The organism is Streptomyces sp. NPDC101151 (assembly GCF_044768335.1).
Taxonomy (GTDB): Bacteria; Actinomycetota; Actinomycetes; order Streptomycetales; family Streptomycetaceae; genus Streptomyces.
The window spans coordinates 39,179-62,025 of the sequence record NZ_JBIWPP010000004.1 but is presented as its reverse complement, the minus strand read 5'-3'; the positions used below and the strand labels follow the sequence as shown (position 1 = coordinate 62,025).

Here is a 22,847-nt window from a genome sequence, read left to right as displayed (position 1 = left end):
GCGAGCCCTGGGTCCGGTCCCCCACCAGGGTGTCCGCGGCCTCGCAGGACCGCCGGGAGGGGGCTAGTTGCACAGGGTGACAGAGTTCGTCACTTAGCGTTGCGAATAGGTAACCGTGCCATAACGGCGACCCAGGGCCCGTGCCCGACACGCCGGGCAACTCGGCAAGGTTGTGGCAGGCTGCACCCGGGCAGGCCACACTCGACTAGCGGAAGCAGCGACGCACGTGACGTCGGCAGGCACCACCCGGGAGGTCCCCATGCCCGAACTGCGTGTCGTGGCCGTCTCGAATGACGGCACACGGCTGGTGCTGAAGGCTGCCGACTCTACGGAGTACACGCTTCCGATCGACGAACGGCTGCGCGCCGCCGTACGGGGCGACCGGCCGCGCCTCGGCCAGATCGAGATCGAGGTGGAGAGCCATCTCCGCCCCCGCGACATCCAGGCCCGTATACGTGCCGGTGCCACCGCGGAAGAGGTCGCCCAGCTCGCCGGCATCCCCGTCGACCGGGTGCGGCGCTTCGAGGGTCCGGTGCTGGCCGAGCGCGCCTTCATGGCCGAGCGGGCCCGTAAGACCCCGGTCCGCCGCCCCGGCGAGAACTCCGGCCCGCTGCTCGGCGAGGCCGTCCAGGAACGGCTGTTGCTGCGCGGCGCCGAGAAGGACACCGTGCAGTGGGACTCCTGGCGCCGCGACGACGGCACCTGGGAGGTCCTCCTCGTCTACCTGGTCGCGGGCGAACCGCACTCGGCGAGCTGGACCTACGACCCGCCCCGGCGGCTCGTCCAGGCCGTCGACGACGAGGCGCGCTCGCTGATCGGCGAGTCCGACGACCTCGCCGTACCGGAGCCGAGTTTCCCGTTCGTCCCGCGCATCGCCCGGCTGCCGCGCGACCGGTCGATGGACCGCGCCCTCGACCGGGGCGACCGGGAGCGGCCGAGCCTGCCCGCGCAGTCGTCCGAGCCTCCCGAGGAGAGCACGGCCGAACGCGACTCGCTGACCAGCCTGCTGGAGGCGGTGCCGAGTTTCCGGGGCGACCTGGTGGTGCCGGAACGGCCCTCGGAATCCCCGGAGGAGCCTCCCGAGGAGCCCGCGACGGAGGAGCCCCCGGCGCCCGCCGCCTCGGCCGGCTCCGCCTACGCGGACGTCCTCATGCCCCGCTCGGTGGGCAGCCACCGGGACCGGCTCATCGGCGCCACGGACCGTCAGGCCGAGGCCGACGGTGTCCGCCCCGGCCGCCGTGCCGCGGTCCCGAGCTGGGACGAGATCGTGTTCGGGACGCGGCGCAAGAAGCAGGAGTAAACCGGCCGTACGGCCGTATGAAGTGGGGGCACGCGTGCGTGCCCCCACTTGTTTTCCTGCCTGCCGTGTCTTTCTGCCTACTGCGGGTCCGGCCCCACCGCGACGGGACGCGACGGGTCCGAGGACCACTCCGACCAGGAGCCGACGTACAGCGCCGCCGGGACGCCCGCGACCGCGAGGGCCAGCACCTCGTGTGCGCCCGAGACGCCCGAGCCGCAGTAGACACCCACCGGTGCCTCCTCGGACACACCCAGGGCCTTGAAGCGGTCCCGCAGGTCCGCCACGGGCAGGAAACGGCCGTCCGGTCCGACGTTCTCGGTCGTCGGCGCCGACACCGCGCCCGGGATGTGCCCGCCGACCCGGTCGATCGGCTCCACCTCACCGCGGTACCGCTCCCCCGCGCGCGCGTCGAGCAGCACACCGGCGCGGGCCAGGGCGGCGGACCCGTCCGCGTCGAGCAACCCGGCCGCGTCCGGTGCCGGTTCGAAGTCGCCCTCGGCCGGGGCGGACACGTCCGCCGACAGCGGGCCCTGCCAGGCCGGCAACCCGCCGTCCAGGACCCGCACGTCCGGGTGACCCGTCCAGCGCAGCAGCCACCACGCCCGGGCCGCCGCCCAGCCCTGTCCGCCGTCGTAGACGACGACCGGACAAGAGGCCGACACGCCCGCGCGGCGCATGGCGGCACCGAACTCCGTGAGGTCGGGCAGAGGATGGCGGCCGTGTTCCCCGGGGGCCGAGGCCAGTTCCCGGTCCAGGTCGACGAAGACCGCGCCGGGGAGGTGACCGGCCGCGTACTCGGCCCGGCCGTCGAAGGCCGGGGCGCCCGCCGCCTTCGCCACGCTCAGCTGCCAGCGGACGTCCAGCAGGACGGGCGGGTCCTCCCCGGTCAGTTCGTGGGCGAGTTCGGATGCGGTGATGATGGCTGTCATGACGTCCATCCTTACGCCAGGGGTGGCCGCGGCGTCCAGGTCCGGCTAATCTGCTCCGCCGGACAGGACCGATCACGAGGCGTACGGGATCGGGCACACGCTGTACAGCTGGCGGACACCCGTCGGCCATCGTCAGGAAGCGGCGAGAGTCGGCGGATCAGGCATCCTTCCGGAGGTGACGCGGGGCGGTCGGCGCGGCCCGGCCTGCGGCATCTTCGGGGATGCGGGTACCGGAACAGGCGTGCGCGCGCAGGCGGCACACCCCTTCCGGGCAGCGGAAGCGACACGGCCACCGCGAGGGGCCGGGGAGAGAGTGATCGATGACCGAGGCACGGGAGTCGGCCGGCCCGCACGCGCGACACGCGCCCGGCACACCCTGTTGGGTGAGCCTGATGGTGCACGGGGTGGCCACGACCGAGGAGTTCTACGGGGCACTGTTCGGCTGGGAGTTCCGGCCGGGCCCGCAGCAGCTCGGCCCCTATGTGCGGGCGCTGCTGGACGGGCACGAGGTGGCGGGCATCGGCCAGCTGCCGCCGGACCGCAGACTGCCGGTCGCCTGGACGCCCTACCTCGCCTCGGACGACGTGGACCAGACGGCCGACCAGGTGCGGCTGTGCGGCGGCACGGTGGCCGTCGGACCGCTGGACGCGGCCGAGGCCGGGCGGATCGCCATCGCCTCCGACCCCTCCGGGGCGGTGTTCGGGATCTGGCAGGGGGCGGCCCACCTCGGCACGGCACTCAGCGGCGTGCCCGGCACCCCTGCCTGGAACGAGCTGCTCACCTTCGAGACCGCGGGCGTCACCAAGTTCTACGAAACCGTGTTCGGATACGAGGAGGAGCCGGTGGTGTCCGCCGACTTCGACTACGTGACCCTGCGCGTCGGGGGCCGCCCGGTGGCCGGCCTGCACGGCGTGGGCCATGCGCTGCCCCGGGACCGGGGGCCCCACTGGCTGACGTACTTCGAGGTCGCGGACGCCGACGAAACGCTGCGCCAGGCCGTCGATCTGGGTGGCCGGGTGCTAGAGCCGGCCCATGACAGCGAGCACGGAAGGGTCGCCACGCTCGCGGATCCCGAGGGAGCGGTCTTCTCGGTCCTCCAGGACCCGCGCTGAGCCGTTTCCGGTCACCCCGGGCCGCGGCGGGCACCGGCAGGACGGTCTCCAGGCCGGGAACAGCGGCGGCACCGGCAGGACGGTCTCAAGCCGGGAACAGCGGCAGGACCGCCTCGGCCTCAGGCCGGGGACACCGGCAGGACGTCCGGGGACAGGGCCGCCGCGCGGGCGGACGCGGCGGTCATCCGGCGCCGGTGGTGGCGGCGGCACAGCACCTCGTAGCCGATCTCGCCCGCGGACTGGTTGACGTCGCCGACGACCACCTGGGCGCCCTCCACCACCATCTCGCCGCCTATCGTGCGGGCGTTGTGCGTGGCCCGCGCGCCGCACCAGCACAGCGCCTCGACCTGCAGCACCTCGATGCGGTCGGCCAGCTCCACCAGCCGCTGAGAGCCCGGGAAGAGCTTGGAGCGGAAGTCGGTGGTGATCCCGAAGGCGAAGACGTCCATGCCGAGGTCGTCCACCACGCGCGCGAGCTGGTCGATCTGCCCGGGAGCGAGGAACTGCGCCTCGTCCGCGATCACATAGTCCGCGCGTCTGCCCTGCGAGAGGTGGTCGACGATGTAGGCGTACACGTCCTGGCCGTCCTCGACCTCCACCGCGTCGGTGACAAGGCCCAGCCGGGAGGACAGCTTGCCCTCGCCGGCCCGGTCGTCCCGGGTGAAGATCATGCCGACGAGGCCGCGCGCGGAGCGATTGTGCTCGATCTGCAGAGCCAGCGTCGACTTCCCGCAGTCCATCGTTCCGGAGAAGAACACCAGCTCGGACATGACGAGTTGAGCACCTTTCGGCGAGGGGTGGGGGCAGGGGGTCTCAGGAGCGTACTTCGAGCAGCGGGACCAGCTGCTCGGCCGGGGTCATCGAGCCGTGGTTGCCGACCAGCGCCGACTCCTTGGGCTCCCGCTCGGAGGCGATGATCAGGACGTCGTCGTGCGCCGCCGCGACCACGTCCCCGATGCGCGCATACACACGCTCGTCGCACTCGCCGGGCCGCCCGAACCAGCCGGCCGCGATCGCCTCGTCCCGCGAGGCCACCCAGAACTGCTCGCCCAGCACCTCGCGCCAGACGGTCAGTACGTCGTTCTCGGCGCCCGGTACCGCGTACACGTGCCGCGCCCGGCCCTCGCCGCCGAGCAGGGCGACCCCGGCGCGCAGCTCCCAGTCCTCGTCGAAGTCGATGCGGTGCTGCTCGTCGAACGGGACGTCGACCATGCCGTGGTCGGCGGTGACGTAGAGCGCGCTGCGCGGTGGCAGCTGCTCGGCGAGGCGCTGGGCGAGCCGGTCGACGCACATGAGCTGTCCGCGCCAGGTGTCGGAGGCGACTCCGTAGCGGTGTCCGGCGCCGTCCAGCTCGGCGTAGTACGTGTACACCAAGGAGCGGTCACCGGCAGCCAGTTGCTCGGCGGCGAGGTCCATGCGGTCCTCGCCGGTCAGCCGCCCGTGGAAGGTGCCGCCGCTGAGCGCGACCTTGGTCAGCGGGGTGCTCGCGAAGGCGGGCGAGGACACCTGGGCGGAGTGCACTCCGGCCTTGTGGGCCAGCTGGAAGACCGTGGGGTACGGCTGCCAGGGGTGCGGTGGGGTCCACGGCTGCCAGCGGAGCTGGTTCATCAGTTCGCCGGTGGCCGGGTTGCGGACCGTGTAGCCGGGCAGACCGTGGGCGCCCGGCGGCAGGCCGGTGCCCACGGAGGCCAGGGAGGTCGCGGTGGTCGCCGGGTAGCCGGCGGTGAGCGGGCGCCCGGTGCCGCCGCGGGAGCTGCCGAGCAGCGAGGTGAGGAAGGGGGCCTCGTCGGGGTGCGCCCTGAGCTGCTCCCAGCCGAGCCCGTCGATCAGGAAGACACAGACCCGGTCGGCCGGGGTCAGTTCCGTGATCGTGGCGGTCATGCCGGGGACGTCGAGGCCGGCTGCCAGCGTGGGCAGCAGGTCGGCGAGCGAGCCGGTGCCGTACTCGGGCAGCGGCGCGGTGTCGAGGGCGAGCGGTTCCGGGTGGTCCCAGGGGGAGGGCTGAGCCATCAGCGCGTGACGTCCGCGGTCGCCTCGGAGATGGCCTGAGCGAAGGTGAGCGCCTGGCGCACCGTCTCCGGGCCGTCCCCGGCCTCGCTGACGCGCAGGCTCAGGTCGTCCGCCGTGGAGCTGCCCGTGTAGCCGTGGTCGGCCTCGCAGTTGGGGTCGCCGCAGGCGGCGGGCTCCAGGTCGATGCGGCTGACCGCGCCCCAGCCGATGGTGAGCACGATCTCGCGGGGCAGCGTGCCCGGCTTGTACTGCTCCGGGTTCGCGACCACCCGGCTGACCACCACGGACGAGATCCGGCCGATCTTCACGGACTCCGTGGACGTCGTGGCGTACGGCGTCGGGGAGGTGCCGTCGGCGGCCTGCTCGTCGGTGTGGCTGACGATGAAGCGGTTGCCGGTGAGGACCAGGACGGTCACATGCCGGCGCACCTCGTTCTGGTCGAACGTGGTCTCCTGGTGGACCAGGTACGACCGGATGGGCTCGCCGCCCACAGCGGCCTCCACCGCCTCGGCCACGAGGGCCGGGTAGTAGCCGCTGCGCTCGATCGCCGAGCGCAGCCCCTGGGTCGTCGTACTGGTCTTGGCCATGGCGTCCATCTTAATCCGTGGGCAAGGGGGGTCCGGGCCAGTCGCGAGCATCGGGGGCGGCCTCCGCACCCGCGCGCGGCTGTCTGCGGACGAAGCCCGGCACGATGTCCAGCCGCTCGGCGGCGACCAGGCAGGTGGCGGGCTCGCGGCCGCCGGCGTCCGCTTCGAACGCGACCACGAGGGGCGGTGTTTCGCCCAGTTCTCGCACGAGACGTGCCGTCTCCCCGGCCGTGGGTGCGCGGAAGACGGGGTCCTGGAAGCCGGGCGGACAGGACACGAACACGGGCGCGACGAAGACCAGCTCCAGGCCGTGGTGGTAGGCGAGGTCGTGTCCGGCGGCCAGCCGCAGCTGCCCGCCGTCCCAGACGATCACTTCCCAGTCCCACCAGCTGCCCTCGGGCAGCTCCCGTCCGGCGATCTCCATGCCTGCCCCCTTTTTCGCTCAGTAGGCCGGCAGCGTGCGCGGGCCGAGGTCGTCACGGGCGGGCGGGGGCGTGAGCCGCAGCGTGGCGCCGAGGACGCTCACACCGTACTGGGCGACGACGACCGGTTCCAGGGTGACGGCGACGACCTCGGGATGGTCGTCCACCAGTCGGGACACCCGCAGCAGCAGCTCCTCCAGCGCGGGCGTGTCCACCGGTGTGGAGCCGCGCCAGCCGAACAGCAGGGGTGCCGTCCGGATGGAGCGCAGCAGCGAGGTCGCCTCGCGGTCGGTGACCGGGATCAGCCGGTGCGCCATGTCCCCGAGCAGCTGCGAGGCGGCTCCGGCCAGGCCGAAGGACAGCACGGCCCCGGCCGCCGGATCGATCACCGCCCGTACGACCGTGTCGACTCCTCGGGGTGCCATCCCCTGCACCACCGGCCACAGCTCTTCGGGTTGCCCGAACAGCTCGGTCAACTCGGCGTAGGACCTGCGCAGTTGCTCCTCGTCCGCCAGGTCGAGCCGTACGCCGCCCAGGTCGGCCCGGTGCCGCAGATGCGGGGCGGTCGCCTTGAGGGCCACGGGGTAGCCGAGGGTGCGGGCGGCCGCGACGGCATCGTCCGGGGTGGGTGCGGGGAGCGCCCGGCGGACGTGGATGCCGTACTTGTCGAGCAGCTCACAGGTCTCCGTCTGTCCGACGGTGAGCCCCTGTCCGCGTTCGAGCAGCCCCTGGATCAGCTCGGCGGCGCCCTTCTCGTCGATGTCCTCGTACTCCGGCACCTTGCCCGGATCCGTGGCCTCCCGCCGCCACTGCCCGTACTTCACGGCCTCGGCAAGGGCCCGCACGGCGCGCTCGGCGGCGGGGTAGGCGGGGATGAGGCGAGTTCCATCAGGGGAAGAGCTCTGCGAAGTGGCCAACGCGGTGGGCGGTCGTTGCGCAGGGCAATGCGGGTCCTCCCGTCCGAGCGGGGCCGGGAGCGGGGGAAGGTGGGCACCGTCGTCGGCGCCGGGGGTCTTCGCGAGGGCCTGTGGTGACGTACTGGCCGCAGCCGACAACGCCTCCGCAAGCCCTCCGAGCTCGACGTGGACCACCAGCACCGGCTTGCCGGGCACCCTCGCCGCAGCCGACCGGAGGGCCTCCGCCAGTTCCGCGTCTCCCGGGGACCCCTCCCCGATCGCCGGAATCGCCGTGACGACAACGGCGTCACACGTGTCGTCCGCCAGCGCCCGCGCCAACGCCCGGTGGAAGGCCTCCGCCGTCGCCCCGGTCGTCAGGTCCAGCGGAGCCGAGGGCCGCAGCCCCTCCGCCAGACAGCGGTCGTACGTCAGCGCCCCCAGCGACTCGGAGTTCCCGAGGATCGCCACGCGGGGCCCCGCGGGCAGCGGCTGCCGGGCGAGCAGCAGACCCGAGTCGACCAGCTCGGTGATCGTGTCCACCCGGATCACCCCGGCCTGCCGCAGCAGCACGGAGACGGTCGCGTGCGGCAGCCGGGTCGCCCGTACCGCGTGTCCCTGCGGCGCGGAGCCGACCCCCTGCACCACGACCAGCGGCTTCGCCGCCGCCGTGCGCCGGGCGAGGCGGGTGAACTTGCGCGGGTTGCCGATGGACTCCAGGTACATCAGGACGACATCGGTCTCCGGATCGTCGTACCAGTACTGGAGGACGTCGTTGCCGGAGACGTCGGCCCGGTTCCCGGCGGAGACGAAGGTCGACACCCCGGTGACTCCGGTGACGCCTCCGCCGCGGCGGTGCAGCCGGGACAGCAGCGCGATACCGATGGCCCCGGACTGCGCGAACAGGCCGATCCGGCCCGGGCGGGGCATCTCGGGGGCTAGCGAGGCGTTCAGCCGGACGTCGGGTGCGGTGTTGATGACGCCGAAGGCGTTCGGGCCGATGATCCGCATGCCGTACGCGCGGGCGAGCTGGACCAGGGCCCGCTGCCGCTCGCGCCCCTCCGGCCCGCTCTCGGCGTACCCGGCGGACAGCACCACCAGCCCCTGCACCCCGTGCTCGCCGCACTCGGAGACCACGGCGGGCACGTGCTCGGCCGGTACGGCGACGACGGCGAGGTCCACCGGGCCGTCGATGTCCCCCACCGAGCGGTACGCGGGGACTCCGTCGACCTCCTTGAGGTCGTCGGGAAAGGCCTTGTTCACCGCGTACAGCCGGCCGGGGAAGCCGGTGTCCCGGACATTGCCGAGGACGCTGCGGCCGACTCCGCCGGGCGCGCGGCCGACGCCGACGACCGCGACCGAGCCGGGTGCCAGCAGCCGCCGCACCGAGCGGCCCTCGGCGCGCTGCTCCCGCGCGCGCTGCACGGCGACGGAGCGGTCGGTGGGCTCGAGGTCGAACTCCAGGCGGACGACGCCGTCCTCGAAGCTGCGCTTCTGGGTGTACCCGGCATCCGTGAACACCTTGATCATCTTGGTGTTGGCGGGCAGCACCTCGGCGGCGAAGCGGCGGATGCCGCGCTCGCGGGCGACGGCCGCGATGTGCTCCAGGAGGGCGGAGGCGACTCCGCGGCCCTGGTGGGCGTCCTGCACCAGGAAGGCGACCTCGGCCTCGTCGGCCGGCGCGGAGGCGGGCAGGCCGTCGGCGCCGATGCGGTCGTAGCGTACGGTGGCGATGAACTCGCCGCCGATGGTGGCCGCGAGTCCCACCCGGTCCACGAAGTCGTGATGTGTGAAGCGGTGGACGTCCTTGGCGGACAGGCGCGGGTAGGGCGCGAAGAAGCGGTAGTACTTCGACTCGTCCGAGACCTGCTCGTAGAAGCTGACCAGACGGTCGGCGTCGTCAACGGTGATGGGCCGGATGCGCGCGGCACCCCCGTCGCGCAGCACCACGTCCGCCTCCCAGTGGGCGGGGTACTCGTGCCGGTCCTGCCGGTCCGCCGGGCTCTGCATGGGGCCCAGAGTACGGCTCGCGTCCGACAACGGCGCGAGGCAGTCTGTGGAGGACGGAAGTCGGACCGAGGCCGCGGTCCGACGGGCACACCGGAGCCGGATGAAGCACTGCTCCGGGCACGCTTCGCGATATGGGAAACTGGTCTAGACAACCCTGAGAAACTGAAGGGCAGCAACACATGGCTGAGCGCCGCGTCAACGTCGGCTGGGCCGAGGGCCTCCATGCCCGCCCCGCCTCCATCTTCGTCCGAGCCGCCACGGCCGCAGGCGTCCCGGTGACGATCGCCAAGGCTGACGGCAACCCCGTCAACGCGGCCTCCATGCTGGCCGTCCTCAGCCTCGGCGCCCAGGGTGGCGAGGAGATCGTCCTCGCCTCCGACGCCGAGGGCGCGGACGTCGCCCTGGACCGTCTGGCCAAGCTGGTCGCCGAGGGCCTCGAGGAGCTGCCCGAGACCGTCTGAGACGTACCGCGAAGCCGCGTCGTCCGGAAAGGGTGACGCGGCTTCCGCGTTTTCGGCAACGGGCCGTGGGGATTTACCGCAGACGCACGAAAAGTGCGCGACGGTGAATTCGCGGCGCGCGCCGGGGGAAAGGGCAGCGGAAATAAACGCCCACCGAATATCCCCTCTTTGTATACGGCGCCAGTGTTAATGCCGCACGCTCGAGATGTTTACGGCATGTTGCGAGTTCCTCACACGCTCGATCCGGTCGCCGCCCGAGGCGAGGCGCAGCCGGTGCGCGGCCGTGGCTCGCTCGGTGTGATGCGCCGTGATCGCCCGCGCGCGGTCGCCGTCGCCCCGCGCCACCGCGTCCACGATCGCGCCGTGCTCCGCCCAGGACTCCACGGGATCCGCCGGGGCCTCCACCGTGTACATCCAGGCGATCTTGTGCCGCAGCTGGGTCAGCATCGAGGTCAGCGACGGGCTGCCGCAGGCCTGCGCCAGCGTCTCGTGGAACCAGCCGCCCAGCGAACGCAGGTCCTCGCTGTTGCCCCGCCTGGCCCGCTCCTGGCCCAGCCGGACCAGACCGCGCAGCACCTTCAAATGGGCCTCGGTGCGCCGCTGGGCGGCCCGCGAGGCACCGAGCGGCTCCAGGAGCGTGCGCATCTCCAGCAGGTCGGCGGCCTCCTGCTCGGTCGGCTCGGCCACGCACGCGCCCGCGTGCCGCCGGGTCACCACGAAACCCTCCGCCTCCAGCGTGCGCAGCGCCTCGCGGACGGGGACGCGCGAGACGCCGTAACGACGGGCCAGGACTTCCTCGGTGAGGCGGCCGCCGCGCTCGTGGACACCGGCGACGATGTCGTCCCGGATCGCCGTGCACACCGATTGCGCCGGAATACGCATGACCGACCTCCGCCTTAATCCCCGTGAAACGTCGACGATGGACGTGTGTTCCGTGACTCTATTGCAATGAGCCGGAATTTCCGACGGCGGGCCGGAATCCAAGGATATTTTTTGGACAGCGGATGCGGCAGGCACCGCAGAAAACGGCAAAAGCCCCGGCGTGCGAGCCGGGGCTTCGGGATGCCGTGCGGTGCAGCGTCAGACGTTCACGCCGTGCTTGCGGAGGTAGGCGATCGGGTCGACGTCCGAGCCGTACTCGGGAGTCGTACGGGCCTCGAAGTGCAGGTGCGGTCCGGTGACGTTGCCGGTCGCGCCGGAGACGCCGATCTGCTGGCCCGGGGTGACCTGCTGGCCCACGGTGACGCCGATGGACGACAGGTGGCCGTACTGGGTGTACATGCCGTCGGCCATCCGGATCACTATCTGGTTGCCGTACGCCCCGCCCCACCCGGTGGAGACCACCGTGCCGGAGCCGACCGCGTGGACGGAAGTCCCGCTGGCCGCGTGGAAGTCGATGCCGGTGTGGGAACCGGAGGACCACAGGGAGCCGCCGGTCTTGTAGCCCGTGGAGACGTACGAGTTCACGATCGGCGCGACGAAGGCGTTCAGTCGCTTTCGCTCGGCCGCCCGGGCGGCGCGCGCCTTGGCCTCGCGTATCTCCTTCGCCCGTTCGGCGGCCGCCTTGACCGCGGCCGCCTCGGCCGCCTTCTGCTCGGCGGCCACCTGCTGGGCCTCGGCCTGCGCGTCGATCTGCTCGGCGACCGAGTCGCTCACGGTGATGACCGGAGTGAGGCCGGTGTCCTCGACGGAGTTGTCCGCGGCGAGCGCCGGGGTGGCCGCGAGGGTGCCGATGACACCGGTGGTGGTGAGGGCTGCGATACCGGCCGCCTGAGCGGTGGTGCGCTTGACCCGGCCGGGCTTGCGATGCTTCCCGGTGGCGCACATGAACGCCATGAAGTGGCTGGTCCTTTCCTTCCCTCTCGCCTACCGGGTTAGCTGACGGGTTCGGAGCAGGAAGGTCTCCTACGGACCCCCTCGCTCGCGCGCGGGCGTCCGATTCACCCCAGGGACTGCGATGGGTCCCCGGCTCCCCTGGCTTGCGCCGTACGGGGACTCGGCGATGACTGTCCGGTGCCGCGGCTGCGGCGCACTGCCTGACGGACAACCCGGACGACGCTAAAGGGGCCGACTTTCGATCCCCAAACGGATCCGGGTTTTTGTAGCGCATCCCACAGGTCAGACAGGCAACCTCTGCCCAATTCGGACATCTGAGGAAGGGGCGTACACGGCAAGGGGCTCTGATGACCCGTCGGCCACCAGAGCCCCTCTACGCGCGCGTGCTGCCGCCTCGGCCGCTACTCGGCGGCCACGACGGTGACTTCGCCGATACCGAGCGCCTCGACCGGCGCCTCGATCTCGGCCGCGTCTCCGACGAGGACCGTCACCAGACGGTCCACCGGGAAGGCGTTGATGACCGCCGCGGTGGCCTCCACCGTGCCGGTGGCGGCGAGCTGCTGATACAGCGTCGCCTGGAAGTCGTCGGGCAGGTGCTGCTCGACCTGGTCCGCCAGCGTGCTCGCGACGGCCGCCGCTGTCTCGTACTTCAGCGGCGCCACGCCGACCAGGTTCTGCACGGCGACATCGCGCTCCGCGTCGGTCAGGCCCTCCGCCGCGAGCGTGCGCAGCACCGTCCACAGGTCCTGCAGCGCGGGACCTGTGTTCGGGGTGTCCACGGAGCCGCTGATGGCGAGCATCGCGGCGCCCGTGCCCTCCGGAGCGGAACGGAGGACCTGCCCGAAGGCGCGCACGCCGTAGGTGTAGCCCTTCTCCTCGCGCAGGACGCGGTCGAGGCGGGAGGTCAGGGTGCCGCCGAGGCAGTAGGTGCCGAGCACCTGGGCGGGCCACACGCGGTCGTGCCGGTCGGGTCCGATCCGGCCGATCAGCAGCTGCGTCTGGACGGCGCCCGGCCGGTCGACGATGACGACGCGGCCGGTGTCGTCGGCGCTCACCGGAGGCACCGGCCGCGGCCGGCCCGCGGTGCCGGTCCAGGCGCCCAGGGTGTCGGCGAGCAGCGCGTCCAGGTCGGTGCCGGTGAGGTCGCCGACGACGACCGCGGTGGCCGTGCCGGGCCGCACATGGCGGTCGTAGAAGGCGCGTACGGCCGCGGCGTCGATCTTCTCGACGGTGTCCTCGGTGCCCTGCCGCGGGCGCGACATGCGCGAGGTCGCCGGGAACAGCTCCTTGGAGAGTTCCTTGGCGGCCCGGCGGGCCGGGTTGGCCAGCTCGTGCGGGATCTCGTCCAGGCGGTTGCGGACGAGCCGCTCGACCTCGCTCTCGGCGAAGGCGGGCGCGCGCAGGGCGTCGGCGAGCAGACCGAGGCCCTTGGCCAGGCGGGAGGCCGGGACCTCCAGGCTGAGGCGGACGCCGGGGTGGTCGGCGTGCGCGTCGAGCGTGGCGCCCGCGCGCTCCAGCTCGGCGGCGAACTCCTCGGCGGAGTGCTTGTCGGTGCCCTCCGAGAAGGCGCGGGCCATGATCGTGCCGACCCCGTCCAGGCCGGCCGGCTCGGCATCCAGGGGCGCGTCCAGCAGCACCTCGACGGCAACGACCTGCTGGCCGGGGCGGTGGCAGCGCAGAACGGTCAGACCGTTGTCCAGCGTGCCGCGCTCGGGGGCCGGGAAGGCCCAGGGCTTGGCGTCGCCCGGCTGCGGCTGCGGGTGGAAGTCCATCGTGGCGAGCTCGCTCACTTGGCCGTCTCCTCGTTCTCGCTCTGGTCGGCGCCCGCCTCTACGGTCGCTTCCTGCTCCGGGTCCTCCGGAACGTCGGCGTCCTCGACGGTTTCCGGGGACTTCGGCTCGTAGACGAGGACCGCACGGTTGTCGGGGCGCAGGCGGGCCTTGGCGACCTCCTGGACTTCCTCGGGAGTCACCGCCAGGACGCGCTGAACGGCGGTGAGGGCGAGCTGCGGGTCGCCGAACAGGACCGCGTACCGGCACAGTTCGTCGGCGCGGCCGGCCACCGTGCCGAGCCGGTCCAGCCACTCGCGCTCCAACTGGGCCTGGGCGCGCTCCATTTCCTCGGCCGTGGGGCCCTCCTCGGCGAACCGGGCCAGCTCCTCGTCGATCGCGGTCTCGATCACCGGCACCTCGACATCACCGGAGGTCTTGACGTCCAGCCAGCCGAGCGAGGGGGCGCCGGACAGGCGCAGCAGGCCGAAGCCGGCCGCGACGGCCGTGCGGTCGCGGCGCACGAGCCGGTTGTACAGGCGGGAGGACTCGCCGCCGCCGAGGACGGTGAGGGCCAGGTCGGCCGCGTCGGCCTCGCGGGAGCCGTCGTGCGGGAGCCGGTAGGCGGCCATCAGGGCACGCGCCGGGACCTCCTCCACGACGACCTCGCGCAGCTGCTCGCCGATGATGACCGGCAGGGAGCCGTCGCGGGGCTCGGGCTTGCCGTCGTGGCCCTGGACGGACCCGAAGTACTTCTCGACCCAGGCGAGGGTCTGTACGGGGTCGATGTCGCCGACCACGGAGAGCACCGCGTTGTTGGGCGCGTAGTAGGTGCGGAAGAACTGGCGCGCGTCCTCCAGGGTGGCCGCGTCCAGGTCCGCCATCGAGCCGATCGGCGTGTGGTGGTAGGGGTGGCCCTCCGGGTAGGCGAGGGCGGTCAGCTTCTCGAAGGCGGTGCCGTAGGGCACGTTGTCGTAGCGCTGGCGGCGCTCGTTCTTGACCACGTCCCGCTGGTTCTCCATGGACTCGTCGTCCAGGGCGGAGAGCAGGGAGCCCATGCGGTCGGCCTCGAGCCAGAGGGCGAGCTCCAGCTGGTGGGCGGGCATGGTCTCGAAGTAGTTGGTGCGCTCGAAGCTGGTGGTGCCGTTCAGCGAGCCGCCGGCGCCCTGCACCAGCTCGAAGTGGCCGTTGCCCGTGACCTGTGCCGACCCCTGGAACATCAAGTGCTCGAAAAGGTGAGCCAGGCCGGTACGTCCCTTGACTTCGTGGCGGGAGCCGACGTCGTACCAGAGGCAAACCGCCGCCACCGGGGTCAGGTGATCCTCGGAGAGCACCACGCGCAGACCGTTGGCCAAGCGGTGCTCGGTCGCTGTCAGGCCCCCGGAGCCTGCCTCGGCTGTGGTCGTGTGACCCATGGGCATGTACGTCCCTTCGCGAGCGGAGGCGGTCGTCGAAACCGCGGATTTCCTGCCGGTCCTGCCACTGTATGCAAGCGGGCGAAGCCTCGGCGAAGTTCCCGCCGGACGTACGCCCACAGCGGATCGCGTAGCCTGCGTCGGACGTGCCGTCGGACGGCTCGCCGGCACCGGGCCGAGCCGTACGAACCGGGTCGTGGCACGGGTTGTCAGTGCCGCGGTCCACAATGGTCCGCGTCAGATCCGTCAAACGCTTCAGCAAGGAGCCAGGCAGCGATGGCCCGCCGCAGCACGAAGACCCCGCCGCCCGACGATGCGTACGAGGAGAAGATCCTCGACATCGACGTCGTCGACGAGATGCGTGGCTCCTACCTTGAGTACGCGTACTCGGTCATCTACTCGCGCGCCCTGCCGGACGCCCGCGACGGCCTCAAGCCGGTGCACCGCCGGATCGTGTACCAGATGAACGAGATGGGCGTGCGCCCCGACCGCGCCTATGTGAAGTGCGCGCGTGTCGTCGGCGAGGTCATGGGCAAGCTGCACCCGCACGGCGACGCGTCGATCTACGACGCCCTGGTGCGCATGGCCCAGCCGTTCTCGATGCGCGTCCCGCTGGTCGACGGCCACGGCAACTTCGGCTCGCTGGGCAACGACGACCCGCCGGCCGCCATGCGGTACACCGAGTGCCGGATGGCCGCGGCGACGAGCCTGATGACCGAGTCGATCGACGAGGACACGGTCGACTTCACGCCCAACTACGACGGCCAGGAGCAGGAGCCGGTGGCACTGCCCGCCGCCTTCCCGAACCTCCTGGTGAACGGCTCCTCGGGCATCGCGGTCGGCATGGCGACGAACATGCCGCCGCACAACCTGCGCGAGGTCATCGCCGCCGCCCGCCACCTGATCAGGCACCCGAACGCGGACCTGGACGCGCTGATGAAGTTCGTCCCGGGCCCCGACCTGCCCACCGGCGGCCGGGTCGTCGGCCTCGACGGCATCAGGGACGCGTACGCGACGGGCCGCGGCACCTTCAAGATGCGCGCGTCGGTCTCGGTCGAGACCGTGACCGCCCGGCGCAAGGGTCTGGTCGTCACCGAACTGCCGTTCACGGTCGGTCCGGAGAAGGTGATCGCCAAGATCAAGGACCTGGTCAACGCGAAGAAGATCCAGGGCATCGCCGACGTCAAGGACCTGACCGACCGCGAGCACGGTCTGCGCCTGGTCATCGAGATCAAGAACGGCTTCGTGCCGGAGGCGGTCCTGGAGCAGCTGTACAAGCTGACCCCGATGGAGGAGTCCTTCGGTATCAACAACGTGGCCCTGGTGGACGGCCAGCCGCTCACCCTGGGTCTCAAGGAGCTGCTGGAGGTCTACCTCGACCACCGCTTCGACGTCGTGCGGCGCCGCAGCGAGTTCCGCCGCAGCAAGCGCCGTGACCGGCTGCATCTCGTCGAGGGCCTGCTCACCGCGCTGGTCGACATCGACGAGGTCATCCGGCTGATCCGGTCCAGCGAGAACTCCGCGCAGGCCAAGCAGCGCCTGATGGAGCGCTTCTCGCTGAGCGAGGTCCAGACGCAGTACATCCTCGACACACCGCTGCGCCGACTCACCAAGTACGACCGCATCGAGCTGGAGGCGGAGAAGGACCGGCTCACCGCGGAGATCGAGGAGCTGACCCGGATCCTGGAGTCGGACGCTGAGCTGCGCAAGCTGGTCTCGGCCGAACTGGCCGCCGTGGTCAAGCAGTTCGGCACCGACCGGCGCACGGTCCTGCTGGAGTCGGCCGGCACCCCGGTGGCCGCCGTACCCCTCCAGGTCGCCGACGACCCGTGCCGGGTGCTGCTGTCCTCCACGGGCCTGCTGGCCCGTACGGCGGGCAACGAGCCGTTCCCGGAGGACGACGGCGCCGCGCGTGCCAAGCACGACGTGATCGTCTCGGCGGTCCCGGCGACCGCGCGCGGCGAGGTCGGTGCGGTCACCTCGGCGGGCCGTCTGCTGCGGGTCAACGTGGTCGACCTGCCGCAGCTGCCCCCGACGGCGACCCCGCCGAACCTCGCGGGAGGGGCGCCCCTCACGGAGTTCGTGTCCCTGGAGGACGACGAGACGGTGGTCTGCCTGATCACGCTGGACGAGTCGTCCCCGGGGCTGGCGCTGGGCACCGAGCAGGGCGTCGTCAAGCGTGTGGTGCCCGACTACCCGTCCAACAAGGACGAGCTGGAGGTCATCACCCTCAAGGAGGGCGACCGGATCGTCGGCGCGGTGGAGCTGCGCACCGGCGAGGAGGACCTGGTCTTCATCACGGACGACGCGCAGTTGCTGCGCTTCCAGGCGTCCATCGTCCGTCCGCAGGGCCGCCCGGCGGGCGGTATGGCGGGCGTCAAGCTCACCGATGGCGCCAAGGTCATCTCGTTCACGGCGGTCGACCCGGCAGCCGACGCGGTGGTCTTCACGGTGGCGGGCTCGCGCGGCACGCTGGACGACTCCGTGCAGACGACGGCGAAGCTGACCCCGTTCGACCAGTACCCGCGCAAGGGCCGGGCCACCGGCGGTGTGCGCTGCCAGCGGTTCCTGAAGGGCGAGGACTGCCTGTCCCTGGCCTGGGCGGGCCCCGTCCCGGGACGGGCGGCTCAGAAGAACGGCACCCCGGTGGAGCTGCCGGACCTGGATCCGCGCCGGGACGGCTCGGGCACGTCGCTGCCGAAGACGGTGGCGGTGATCGCGGGGCCGGTGTTCTAGGGCCTGTCCGGCGCATCAGGCCCTGGACGGGCGGCCGGCCCAGACGGGCGGCCGGCCCAGACAGGCGGCCGGCCCTAGGCGGGCGGCTCTTCCAGGTCCGCGTCGCCCGGTCCCGGTACGTAGCGCAGGACGCCCCACATGCCGTGTTCGTCGGCGTGTGGGGCGTCGTTCTTGCACCCCTCCAGTTCCTTTTCGAGGGCGCCCGCGTCGATGCCGGAGCCGATCAGCACGAGCTGGGTGAGGCGGGCGTCGGCGGACGGCCAGGGCTCGGGGTAGAAGCGCAGGAACCGGCCGACGGCATGGACGGCGTAGCGGTTGACGGTGTCGTACGGCCCGAAGTCGACATATCCCTTGATCCGGTACAGCCCTTCCGGACGGCTGTCCAGGAACTGCATCAGCCGACGAGGCTCCATCGGCACGTCGGCGGTGACGGACAGGCTGTCGTAACCGGTGTGCAGATGGCCGTGGTGGTCGTCGTGGGTGTGCTCGTGCAGGTCGTCGAAGGACAACTGCCCGAGGCGCTCCTCGCTCGGCCTGCAGTCGAAGAGGAACTCCGGGTCGATGCGGCCGTAGGTGGCGGGGACCACGGCGGCACGGTCGGTGAGCGAGCGGACGAGGCCGAGGACGCGGTCGGGGTCCGGCGCCCGGTCGAGCTTGTTGACCACGACGAGGTCGGCGAGGGCGAGGTGCCGGTCGATCTCGGGGTGCCGGGCACGGGTGCCGTCGAACTCGGCCGCGTCGACGACCTCGACGAGGCCGCCGTAGACGATGCCCGGGTGCTCACTGGCGAGCACCATCCGCACGAGTTCCTGCGGCTCGGCCAGTCCGCTGGCCTCGATGACGATGACGTCGATGCCGGCGGCCGGCGCGGCGAGCCGTTCCAGGTAGAGGTCGAGTTCGCTCGTGTCGACGGCACAGCACAGACAGCCGTTGCCGAGCGAGACGGTGGAGTCGCCGAGGGCACCGGCGACGGCCATCGCGTCGATCTCGATGGCGCCGAAGTCGTTGACGATCGCTCCGATACGGTTGCCTCCGCTGCGGTGCAGCAGATGGTTGAGGAGCGTGGTCTTCCCTGAGCCGAGGAATCCGGCGAGCACGACGACCGGGATCTGCTGCGGACTGCGGCTGTTCGCCGGGCTGTTCCCCAACGGGCGACCTTTCTCACGCTGACGCGCACTCCGGCTCGCGGCCCGGCGCACGGACGAGGATTCACTGCGCGACCAGGATACGAGCGGGAAGAAACACGGCGAAGTGAACGATTGTTAGCACTCCTTGCGGGGCAGACGTTGGACATGGCGCCGAGGTGTGCGGTTTTCGCTTGCCTCCGAGCGTCTCCTTCCGCCTCCCGCCGATCAGAGCCGCTCGGCACCCCGGGAGACGGTAGGCGCCGCCCACTGCTCGCCGGTCTCCTCCAGCCGACCCGCACCCCGACGACCGGCGGCCGGCCGCCCGACCGGGGGTTGACATGGCCACACAGAAATCTGGTATCGGGGGGCCGGCCTGCCTGGCGGCCGCCCTCGCGCTCTCGATGGCCGGCGCCGTGACCTCGTTACTCGCCCTTCGCCGTGGAGCGGACGCGCTGTCGCGTGCCAACGCCGAGGTGCTGCGCCGTCTGGACGTCTTCGAGGAGCAGCGCCGGCAGGCCTCCCGGCGCACCGACCGCGTCGAGTACCAGCGCGATCACCGGCATCTCCTGCTCGCGGCCATGCGGGACCCGGACCTGCTCCCGGTCCTGGACACCTACGAGGGCGAACTGCCGCCGGAGGCGCAGAAGCAGTACCTGTACGCCAACGCCCTCTATGTCCACGCCCTGCACGGATACCGGATCGGGCTGCTCAGCCGGGGCGAGCTGCACGGTTACGTCCGTGTCCTCTTCCAGAGCCCGACCGCGCGGGCCTACTGGGAGGCCACGCGCCATCACCGGGCCAGCCTGCGGGAGGGGTCCGAGGAGGCGGAGATCGGCCGGATGACCGACGAACTGCTGGAGGAGCTGGACGAGGCCGACACGGACGAGTGGTGGGTCGTGGGCGACGCCGCCGACGACTGACCAGGCGTCACGGGAACTCCGCCACCGGGCAAATTTCACTCGCTCAGCGAGGGACATCCGACCCCCGAGCGTGATCCGGGCAGGCTAGGTTGTCCCCGCCTGCCCCGGCGCCCATCCCGCCCGCCGTCCCGGCAGGCCCTTCACGTCCTCGCCGCCCCGGGCACACCCCGCTCCCGACGGTCGGTCCGAGGACAGCCACTGACCGCGACCCAAGCAAGGACCGGGATCCACTTGAAGATCGTGCGCCGCCTCGGGGCCTCACCTCGCGAGAGAGGGAGCGTGAACGGGCAGACCTGCCCGGACATTTTCGAACTGCAGGACGGAAACTTCGCGGTGATCGGTACCGATCGCACGGAGGCCCTCGACCCCGAGCTGCCGCCCGACGCCGGGCGTGCCGACCACGAACGGATCGTGGTGATCAGCCGCGAGACACTCCTTCGCGCGAAGGCTGACATTCCGGACGCGTAGGACGCCGGCGGGGAGCCCTCATGCCCTCGGCCCCCGGCCGCATCGGTGAGCAACGGGTGCCGGGAGAGAGCTCCCCCGTGGTCGGGCCGAATTCAGAACACCCGGTTCGAGGAGTTCGTCCGATCGCCAGGGGGCAAGCACATTCGGATCGCCTGTCTGTCGTGGCGACTCCCGGTACCAAGGTCTTCCTCGCGGACGCAGCGGCCCGCATGAAGATCACCCCGAATCGGCGACGGCCTCCGCCGTCGCGCCCGGTGCCGTCCCCCGCCCGGCACCGGGCCGGCCCCTTGCTCAGGCCACCGCAGGCACGGCCACCGGCGGCTCCGGACCCACATACCTGGCGACCGGTCTGATGATCTTCGAGTCGTCGGCCTGTTCCAGGATGTTGGCGCTCCAGCCCACCACCCGGGCCGCCGCGAAGGTGGGGGTGAACATCTCCCGGGGCAGGCCGCACAGTTCCATGACCACGCCCGCGTAGAACTCGACGTTCGTGTGCAGTTCGCGGCCGGGCTTCAGCTCGGCGAGGATCGTCTCGACCTGACGCTCGACCTCGACGGCGAAGTCGACGCGCGAGCCCCCGAAGTCCTGGGCGATCTCACGCAGCATCCGCGAACGAGGGTCCTCCGTGCGGTAGATGGCGTGCCCGAAGCCCATGATGCGATCGCCGGCGAGCACCCGGCCCCGGATCCAGGAGTCGATACGGTCCGGCGTTCCGATCGCGTCCAGCGTGTCGAGCGCGCGGCTGGGCGCTCCGCCGTGCAGCGGCCCGGACAGTGCGCCCACGGCTCCGACCAGGCAGGCGGCCACGTCGGCGCCGGTGGACGCGATGACCCGCGCGGTGAAGGTTGATGCGTTGAATCCATGATCAATGGTTGAGATCAGGTATTGCTCGACCGCACGGGCCCGCCGCGGGTCCGGTTCCTCACCGGTGAGCATGTACAGGTAGTTGGCCGCGTACGACAGGTCAGCGCGCGGCTCCACCGCATCGAGGCCCTGCCCCAGCCGGTACAGCGCCGTGAGGAGGGTCGGCACGGCCGCGCAGACGGCGACGGTGTCCGTGCGGCGCCGGCCGGCATCGATGTCGTACACGGGCCGGAATCCCTTCGCCGCGCCCAGCAGCGACAGTGCCGTGCGCAGCCCGGCCAGCGGACCGGAGGTGCGGCTCGCCGCCGCGATGGCGGGAAGGGCCGCACGGACGTCCTCCGGCAGACGGCGCAGTTCCGCGGTCGCGGCGACGAAGGCGGCGCGGCGCTCCGCGTCCGGGAGTGCGCCGTGGACGAGGAGGTGCCAGACGTCTTCGAAGCCGCGGGTCCGCGCGAGTTCGACGGCCGAGTACTGCCGGTAGTGGTAGAAGCCCTCGAGCCCCCTTACGTCTCCGACCTCGGTGTCCGTGACGACGACCCCCGCAAGACCGCGCGGTACGTCGACGCGGGGTGCGGTCCTGTTGATGGACATGATGTTCCTCCCTGGACTTGATTCGACTGTCCATGCTTGACGGAGAATCTGTCAATGTTGAGTGAATCAAGATATAACTATCAAGGTATCCAGAGACCGCTACGGTGACCTCCATGCGCGATCACGAACCCGCTCCCGGCCGTCCCGGGCGAAGGCTGACCACCAGGGAGACCGCCGAAGTGCTCGGCGTGAAGCCGGAGACGGTGTACGCCTACGTGAGCCGCGGCCTGCTCAGCAGCAGACGCGAACCCGGCGGCCGCGCCAGCACCTTCGACGCGGGCGAGGTCGAGACCCTCGCCCGGCGCAACCGGCGGGAGGCAGCGGGGAGTCCCGGCACCGGCGGAGATCTGTCGGTCCGGACCCGGATCACGCTGATCGACACGGACCGGTACTACTTCCGTGGGGTCGATGCCACCGAGCTGGCCGCCCGGCACTCCTACGAGGAGATCGCGGACTGGCTGTGGACCGGCCGGCTGACCCCGGGACTGACCTTCACCGCGCCCGAGGCGACCGTCGAGGTCGCCCGCCACGCCGTGCACGCCCTGCCCGAGCACACCTCCCCCGCCGACCGGCTGCGGGTGGCGGCGATCGCCGCGGCGGCCGAGGACCCGCTGCGCTTCGACCTGTCCGAAGAAGCCGTGCTGAGCACGGCACGCATCCTCATCCCCACACTCGTCGCCGCGCTGCCACCGGTCCTGCACGCCCCGAAGGACGACGGCCCGCTGGCCCACCGGCTGTGGGGCCGGCTGACCGGCCGCCCCGCCGACGAGGTTTCGCTGCGCGTCCTGGACACCGCCCTCGCCCTGCTCGTCGACCACGACCTGGCCGCCTCCACGCTCGCCGTCCGGGTCGCCGCCTCGGCCCGCGCTCACGCGTACGCGGCCGTCTCGGCCGGGCTCGGCGTCCTGGAGGGCCCGCTGCACGGCGCCGCCAGCGGCCTGGCCCACCGGATGCTGCTCGACGTGCTCGAACAGGGCACCGCGGTCCCGGTGATCGCGGACGAACTGCGTGCGGGGCGCCGCATCCCCGGACTCGGCCACCGTCTCTACCCCGGCGAAGACCCGCGCGCGCGGGTGCTGTTCGACCTCCTGGAGCAGGTCCCGCGCGCGGAATCCGCCCTGCTCGCGGCCCGCGACATCGTCGCCACGACCGCCCGCCACACCCCGCTGCACGCCAACGTCGACCTGGCTCTGGCCGTGTTCACCGTCTCCTGCGGCATGCCCGCCACGGCCGGCGAGACCGTCTTCGCCGTCGCCCGGACGGCGGGCTGGATCGCCCACGCCCTGGAGGAGTACGGCGAGCGCCCGCTGCGTATGCGCCCCGTCGGCCACTACGTCGGTCCGCGCCCTCCGCAACCCCTCCCGGAGTAGGACAGCGGCACGGCCGGAAGTCACCCC

Annotated in this window: 19 protein-coding genes and 1 riboswitch; of the genes, 7 read left to right on the top strand and 12 right to left on the bottom strand. The window is 71.8% G+C overall.

Features of this window, described 5'->3' with window-relative positions; genetic code table 11:
• Positions 1 to 259 precede the first annotated feature (259 nt).
• On the top strand, positions 260 to 1,300 hold the full coding sequence (gene sepH / locus ACIRU3_RS08680) for a septation protein SepH (RefSeq protein WP_404053373.1): 1,041 nt from the start codon (positions 260 to 262) through the stop codon (positions 1,298 to 1,300).
• A 77-nt stretch (positions 1,301 to 1,377) separates the two neighbouring features.
• Here the strand turns inward: sepH and ACIRU3_RS08675 are convergent, their stop codons facing one another.
• Complete coding sequence (locus ACIRU3_RS08675; RefSeq protein ID WP_404053370.1) at positions 1,378 to 2,229, bottom strand: sulfurtransferase; 852 nt, start codon at positions 2,227 to 2,229, stop codon at positions 1,378 to 1,380.
• 320 nt (positions 2,230 to 2,549) lie between these two features.
• Between ACIRU3_RS08675 and ACIRU3_RS08670 the strand changes: the two genes are divergently transcribed.
• On the top strand, positions 2,550 to 3,341 hold the full coding sequence (locus ACIRU3_RS08670; protein WP_404053367.1) for a VOC family protein: 792 nt from the start codon (positions 2,550 to 2,552) through the stop codon (positions 3,339 to 3,341).
• A 119-nt stretch (positions 3,342 to 3,460) separates the two neighbouring features.
• On the opposite strand, the gene ACIRU3_RS08665 is transcribed toward ACIRU3_RS08670, so the two are convergent.
• The 5 genes from ACIRU3_RS08665 to ACIRU3_RS08645 are packed head-to-tail and all read right to left on the bottom strand — an operon-like array spanning position 3,461 to position 9,263.
• A complete protein-coding gene (locus ACIRU3_RS08665) occupies positions 3,461 to 4,111 on the bottom strand; it encodes a thymidine kinase (protein ID WP_404053364.1) in 651 nt (216 codons plus the stop codon).
• 43 nt (positions 4,112 to 4,154) lie between these two features.
• Positions 4,155 to 5,351 carry an alkaline phosphatase family protein gene (locus ACIRU3_RS08660; protein ID WP_404053361.1) on the bottom strand — a complete coding sequence of 399 codons (1,197 nt, stop codon included), beginning with the start codon at positions 5,349 to 5,351 and terminating at the stop codon, positions 4,155 to 4,157.
• Positions 5,351 to 5,947: a DUF5998 family protein gene (locus ACIRU3_RS08655; RefSeq protein ID WP_404053358.1), complete on the bottom strand. Its 597-nt coding sequence runs from the start codon at positions 5,945 to 5,947 to the stop codon at positions 5,351 to 5,353. The genes ACIRU3_RS08660 and ACIRU3_RS08655 overlap by 1 nt, the downstream gene beginning before the upstream one ends.
• A gap of 1 nt (position 5,948) precedes the next feature.
• Positions 5,949 to 6,362 (bottom strand): hypothetical protein, encoded by a 414-nt coding sequence (locus tag ACIRU3_RS08650; protein WP_404053355.1) that lies wholly within the window; start codon positions 6,360 to 6,362, stop codon positions 5,949 to 5,951.
• 18 nt (positions 6,363 to 6,380) lie between these two features.
• Positions 6,381 to 9,263 (bottom strand): GNAT family N-acetyltransferase, encoded by a 2,883-nt coding sequence (locus ACIRU3_RS08645; protein WP_404053352.1) that lies wholly within the window; start codon positions 9,261 to 9,263, stop codon positions 6,381 to 6,383.
• 179 nt (positions 9,264 to 9,442) lie between these two features.
• On the opposite strand from ACIRU3_RS08645, the gene ACIRU3_RS08640 reads away from it, so the two are divergent.
• On the top strand, positions 9,443 to 9,724 hold the full coding sequence (locus tag ACIRU3_RS08640) for an HPr family phosphocarrier protein (RefSeq protein ID WP_365334783.1): 282 nt from the start codon (positions 9,443 to 9,445) through the stop codon (positions 9,722 to 9,724).
• Between the two features lie 186 nt (positions 9,725 to 9,910).
• Here the strand turns inward: ACIRU3_RS08640 and ACIRU3_RS08635 are convergent, their stop codons facing one another.
• The 4 genes from ACIRU3_RS08635 to ACIRU3_RS08620 all read right to left on the bottom strand — a co-directional run bounded on the left by ACIRU3_RS08635 (position 9,911) and on the right by ACIRU3_RS08620 (position 14,750).
• The gene (locus tag ACIRU3_RS08635; protein WP_404053349.1) at positions 9,911 to 10,606 is read right to left on the bottom strand and encodes a GntR family transcriptional regulator; all 696 of its coding nucleotides are present in this window, start codon (positions 10,604 to 10,606) and stop codon (positions 9,911 to 9,913) included.
• 198 nt (positions 10,607 to 10,804) lie between these two features.
• Entirely contained in the window at positions 10,805 to 11,560 is a 756-nt protein-coding gene (locus ACIRU3_RS08630) for a M23 family metallopeptidase (protein ID WP_404053346.1), read from the bottom strand.
• A 12-nt stretch (positions 11,561 to 11,572) separates the two neighbouring features.
• Positions 11,573 to 11,736: riboswitch (cyclic di-AMP (ydaO/yuaA leader) on the bottom strand.
• A 225-nt stretch (positions 11,737 to 11,961) separates the two neighbouring features.
• Positions 11,962 to 13,350, bottom strand: coding sequence for a M16 family metallopeptidase (locus ACIRU3_RS08625; RefSeq protein WP_404053343.1), 1,389 nt, complete (start codon positions 13,348 to 13,350; stop codon positions 11,962 to 11,964).
• Positions 13,347 to 14,750, bottom strand: coding sequence for a M16 family metallopeptidase (locus tag ACIRU3_RS08620; RefSeq protein ID WP_404053340.1), 1,404 nt, complete (start codon positions 14,748 to 14,750; stop codon positions 13,347 to 13,349). The genes ACIRU3_RS08625 and ACIRU3_RS08620 overlap by 4 nt, the downstream gene beginning before the upstream one ends.
• A gap of 270 nt (positions 14,751 to 15,020) precedes the next feature.
• On the opposite strand from ACIRU3_RS08620, the gene ACIRU3_RS08615 reads away from it, so the two are divergent.
• On the top strand, positions 15,021 to 17,480 hold the full coding sequence (locus tag ACIRU3_RS08615; protein WP_404053337.1) for a DNA topoisomerase (ATP-hydrolyzing) subunit A: 2,460 nt from the start codon (positions 15,021 to 15,023) through the stop codon (positions 17,478 to 17,480).
• A gap of 74 nt (positions 17,481 to 17,554) precedes the next feature.
• Here the strand turns inward: ACIRU3_RS08615 and ACIRU3_RS08610 are convergent, their stop codons facing one another.
• Positions 17,555 to 18,628 (bottom strand): CobW family GTP-binding protein, encoded by a 1,074-nt coding sequence (locus ACIRU3_RS08610; RefSeq protein ID WP_404053334.1) that lies wholly within the window; start codon positions 18,626 to 18,628, stop codon positions 17,555 to 17,557.
• Between the two features lie 317 nt (positions 18,629 to 18,945).
• Here ACIRU3_RS08610 and ACIRU3_RS08605 point away from each other — a divergent pair, with 317 nt between their 5' ends.
• Both ACIRU3_RS08605 and ACIRU3_RS08600 read left to right on the top strand, forming a co-directional pair.
• A complete protein-coding gene (locus tag ACIRU3_RS08605; RefSeq protein WP_404053331.1) occupies positions 18,946 to 19,527 on the top strand; it encodes a DUF6082 family protein in 582 nt (193 codons plus the stop codon).
• 231 nt (positions 19,528 to 19,758) lie between these two features.
• Complete coding sequence (locus ACIRU3_RS08600; RefSeq protein WP_404053328.1) at positions 19,759 to 19,995, top strand: hypothetical protein; 237 nt, start codon at positions 19,759 to 19,761, stop codon at positions 19,993 to 19,995.
• Between the two features lie 291 nt (positions 19,996 to 20,286).
• On the opposite strand, the gene ACIRU3_RS08595 is transcribed toward ACIRU3_RS08600, so the two are convergent.
• Positions 20,287 to 21,450 (bottom strand): citrate synthase/methylcitrate synthase, encoded by a 1,164-nt coding sequence (locus tag ACIRU3_RS08595; RefSeq protein ID WP_404053325.1) that lies wholly within the window; start codon positions 21,448 to 21,450, stop codon positions 20,287 to 20,289.
• Positions 21,451 to 21,563: 113 nt separating this feature from the next.
• On the opposite strand from ACIRU3_RS08595, the gene ACIRU3_RS08590 reads away from it, so the two are divergent.
• Positions 21,564 to 22,820 carry a citrate/2-methylcitrate synthase gene (locus ACIRU3_RS08590; RefSeq protein ID WP_404053322.1) on the top strand — a complete coding sequence of 419 codons (1,257 nt, stop codon included), beginning with the start codon at positions 21,564 to 21,566 and terminating at the stop codon, positions 22,818 to 22,820.
• The last annotated feature ends 27 nt before the right edge of the window (positions 22,821 to 22,847 follow it).

What these genes read in the sequence shown, in the direction of transcription:
- sepH (WP_404053373.1), top strand. Translation starts at nt 260, where the DNA reads ATGCCCGAACTGCGTGTCGTGGCCGTCTCGAATGACGGCACACGGCTG.
- ACIRU3_RS08675 (WP_404053370.1), bottom strand. Translation starts at nt 2,229, where the DNA reads ATGACAGCCATCATCACCGCATCCGAACTCGCCCACGAACTGACCGGG.
- ACIRU3_RS08670 (WP_404053367.1), top strand. Translation starts at nt 2,550, where the DNA reads ATGACCGAGGCACGGGAGTCGGCCGGCCCGCACGCGCGACACGCGCCC.
- ACIRU3_RS08665 (WP_404053364.1), bottom strand. Translation starts at nt 4,111, where the DNA reads ATGTCCGAGCTGGTGTTCTTCTCCGGAACGATGGACTGCGGGAAGTCG.
- ACIRU3_RS08660 (WP_404053361.1), bottom strand. Translation starts at nt 5,351, where the DNA reads ATGGCTCAGCCCTCCCCCTGGGACCACCCGGAACCGCTCGCCCTCGAC.
- ACIRU3_RS08655 (WP_404053358.1), bottom strand. Translation starts at nt 5,947, where the DNA reads ATGGACGCCATGGCCAAGACCAGTACGACGACCCAGGGGCTGCGCTCG.
- ACIRU3_RS08650 (WP_404053355.1), bottom strand. Translation starts at nt 6,362, where the DNA reads ATGGAGATCGCCGGACGGGAGCTGCCCGAGGGCAGCTGGTGGGACTGG.
- ACIRU3_RS08645 (WP_404053352.1), bottom strand. Translation starts at nt 9,263, where the DNA reads ATGCAGAGCCCGGCGGACCGGCAGGACCGGCACGAGTACCCCGCCCAC.
- ACIRU3_RS08640 (WP_365334783.1), top strand. Translation starts at nt 9,443, where the DNA reads ATGGCTGAGCGCCGCGTCAACGTCGGCTGGGCCGAGGGCCTCCATGCC.
- ACIRU3_RS08635 (WP_404053349.1), bottom strand. Translation starts at nt 10,606, where the DNA reads ATGCGTATTCCGGCGCAATCGGTGTGCACGGCGATCCGGGACGACATC.
- ACIRU3_RS08630 (WP_404053346.1), bottom strand. Translation starts at nt 11,560, where the DNA reads ATGGCGTTCATGTGCGCCACCGGGAAGCATCGCAAGCCCGGCCGGGTC.
- ACIRU3_RS08620 (WP_404053340.1), bottom strand. Translation starts at nt 14,750, where the DNA reads ATGCCCATGGGTCACACGACCACAGCCGAGGCAGGCTCCGGGGGCCTG.
- ACIRU3_RS08615 (WP_404053337.1), top strand. Translation starts at nt 15,021, where the DNA reads ATGGCCCGCCGCAGCACGAAGACCCCGCCGCCCGACGATGCGTACGAG.
- ACIRU3_RS08605 (WP_404053331.1), top strand. Translation starts at nt 18,946, where the DNA reads ATGGCCACACAGAAATCTGGTATCGGGGGGCCGGCCTGCCTGGCGGCC.
- ACIRU3_RS08595 (WP_404053325.1), bottom strand. Translation starts at nt 21,450, where the DNA reads ATGTCCATCAACAGGACCGCACCCCGCGTCGACGTACCGCGCGGTCTT.
- ACIRU3_RS08590 (WP_404053322.1), top strand. Translation starts at nt 21,564, where the DNA reads ATGCGCGATCACGAACCCGCTCCCGGCCGTCCCGGGCGAAGGCTGACC.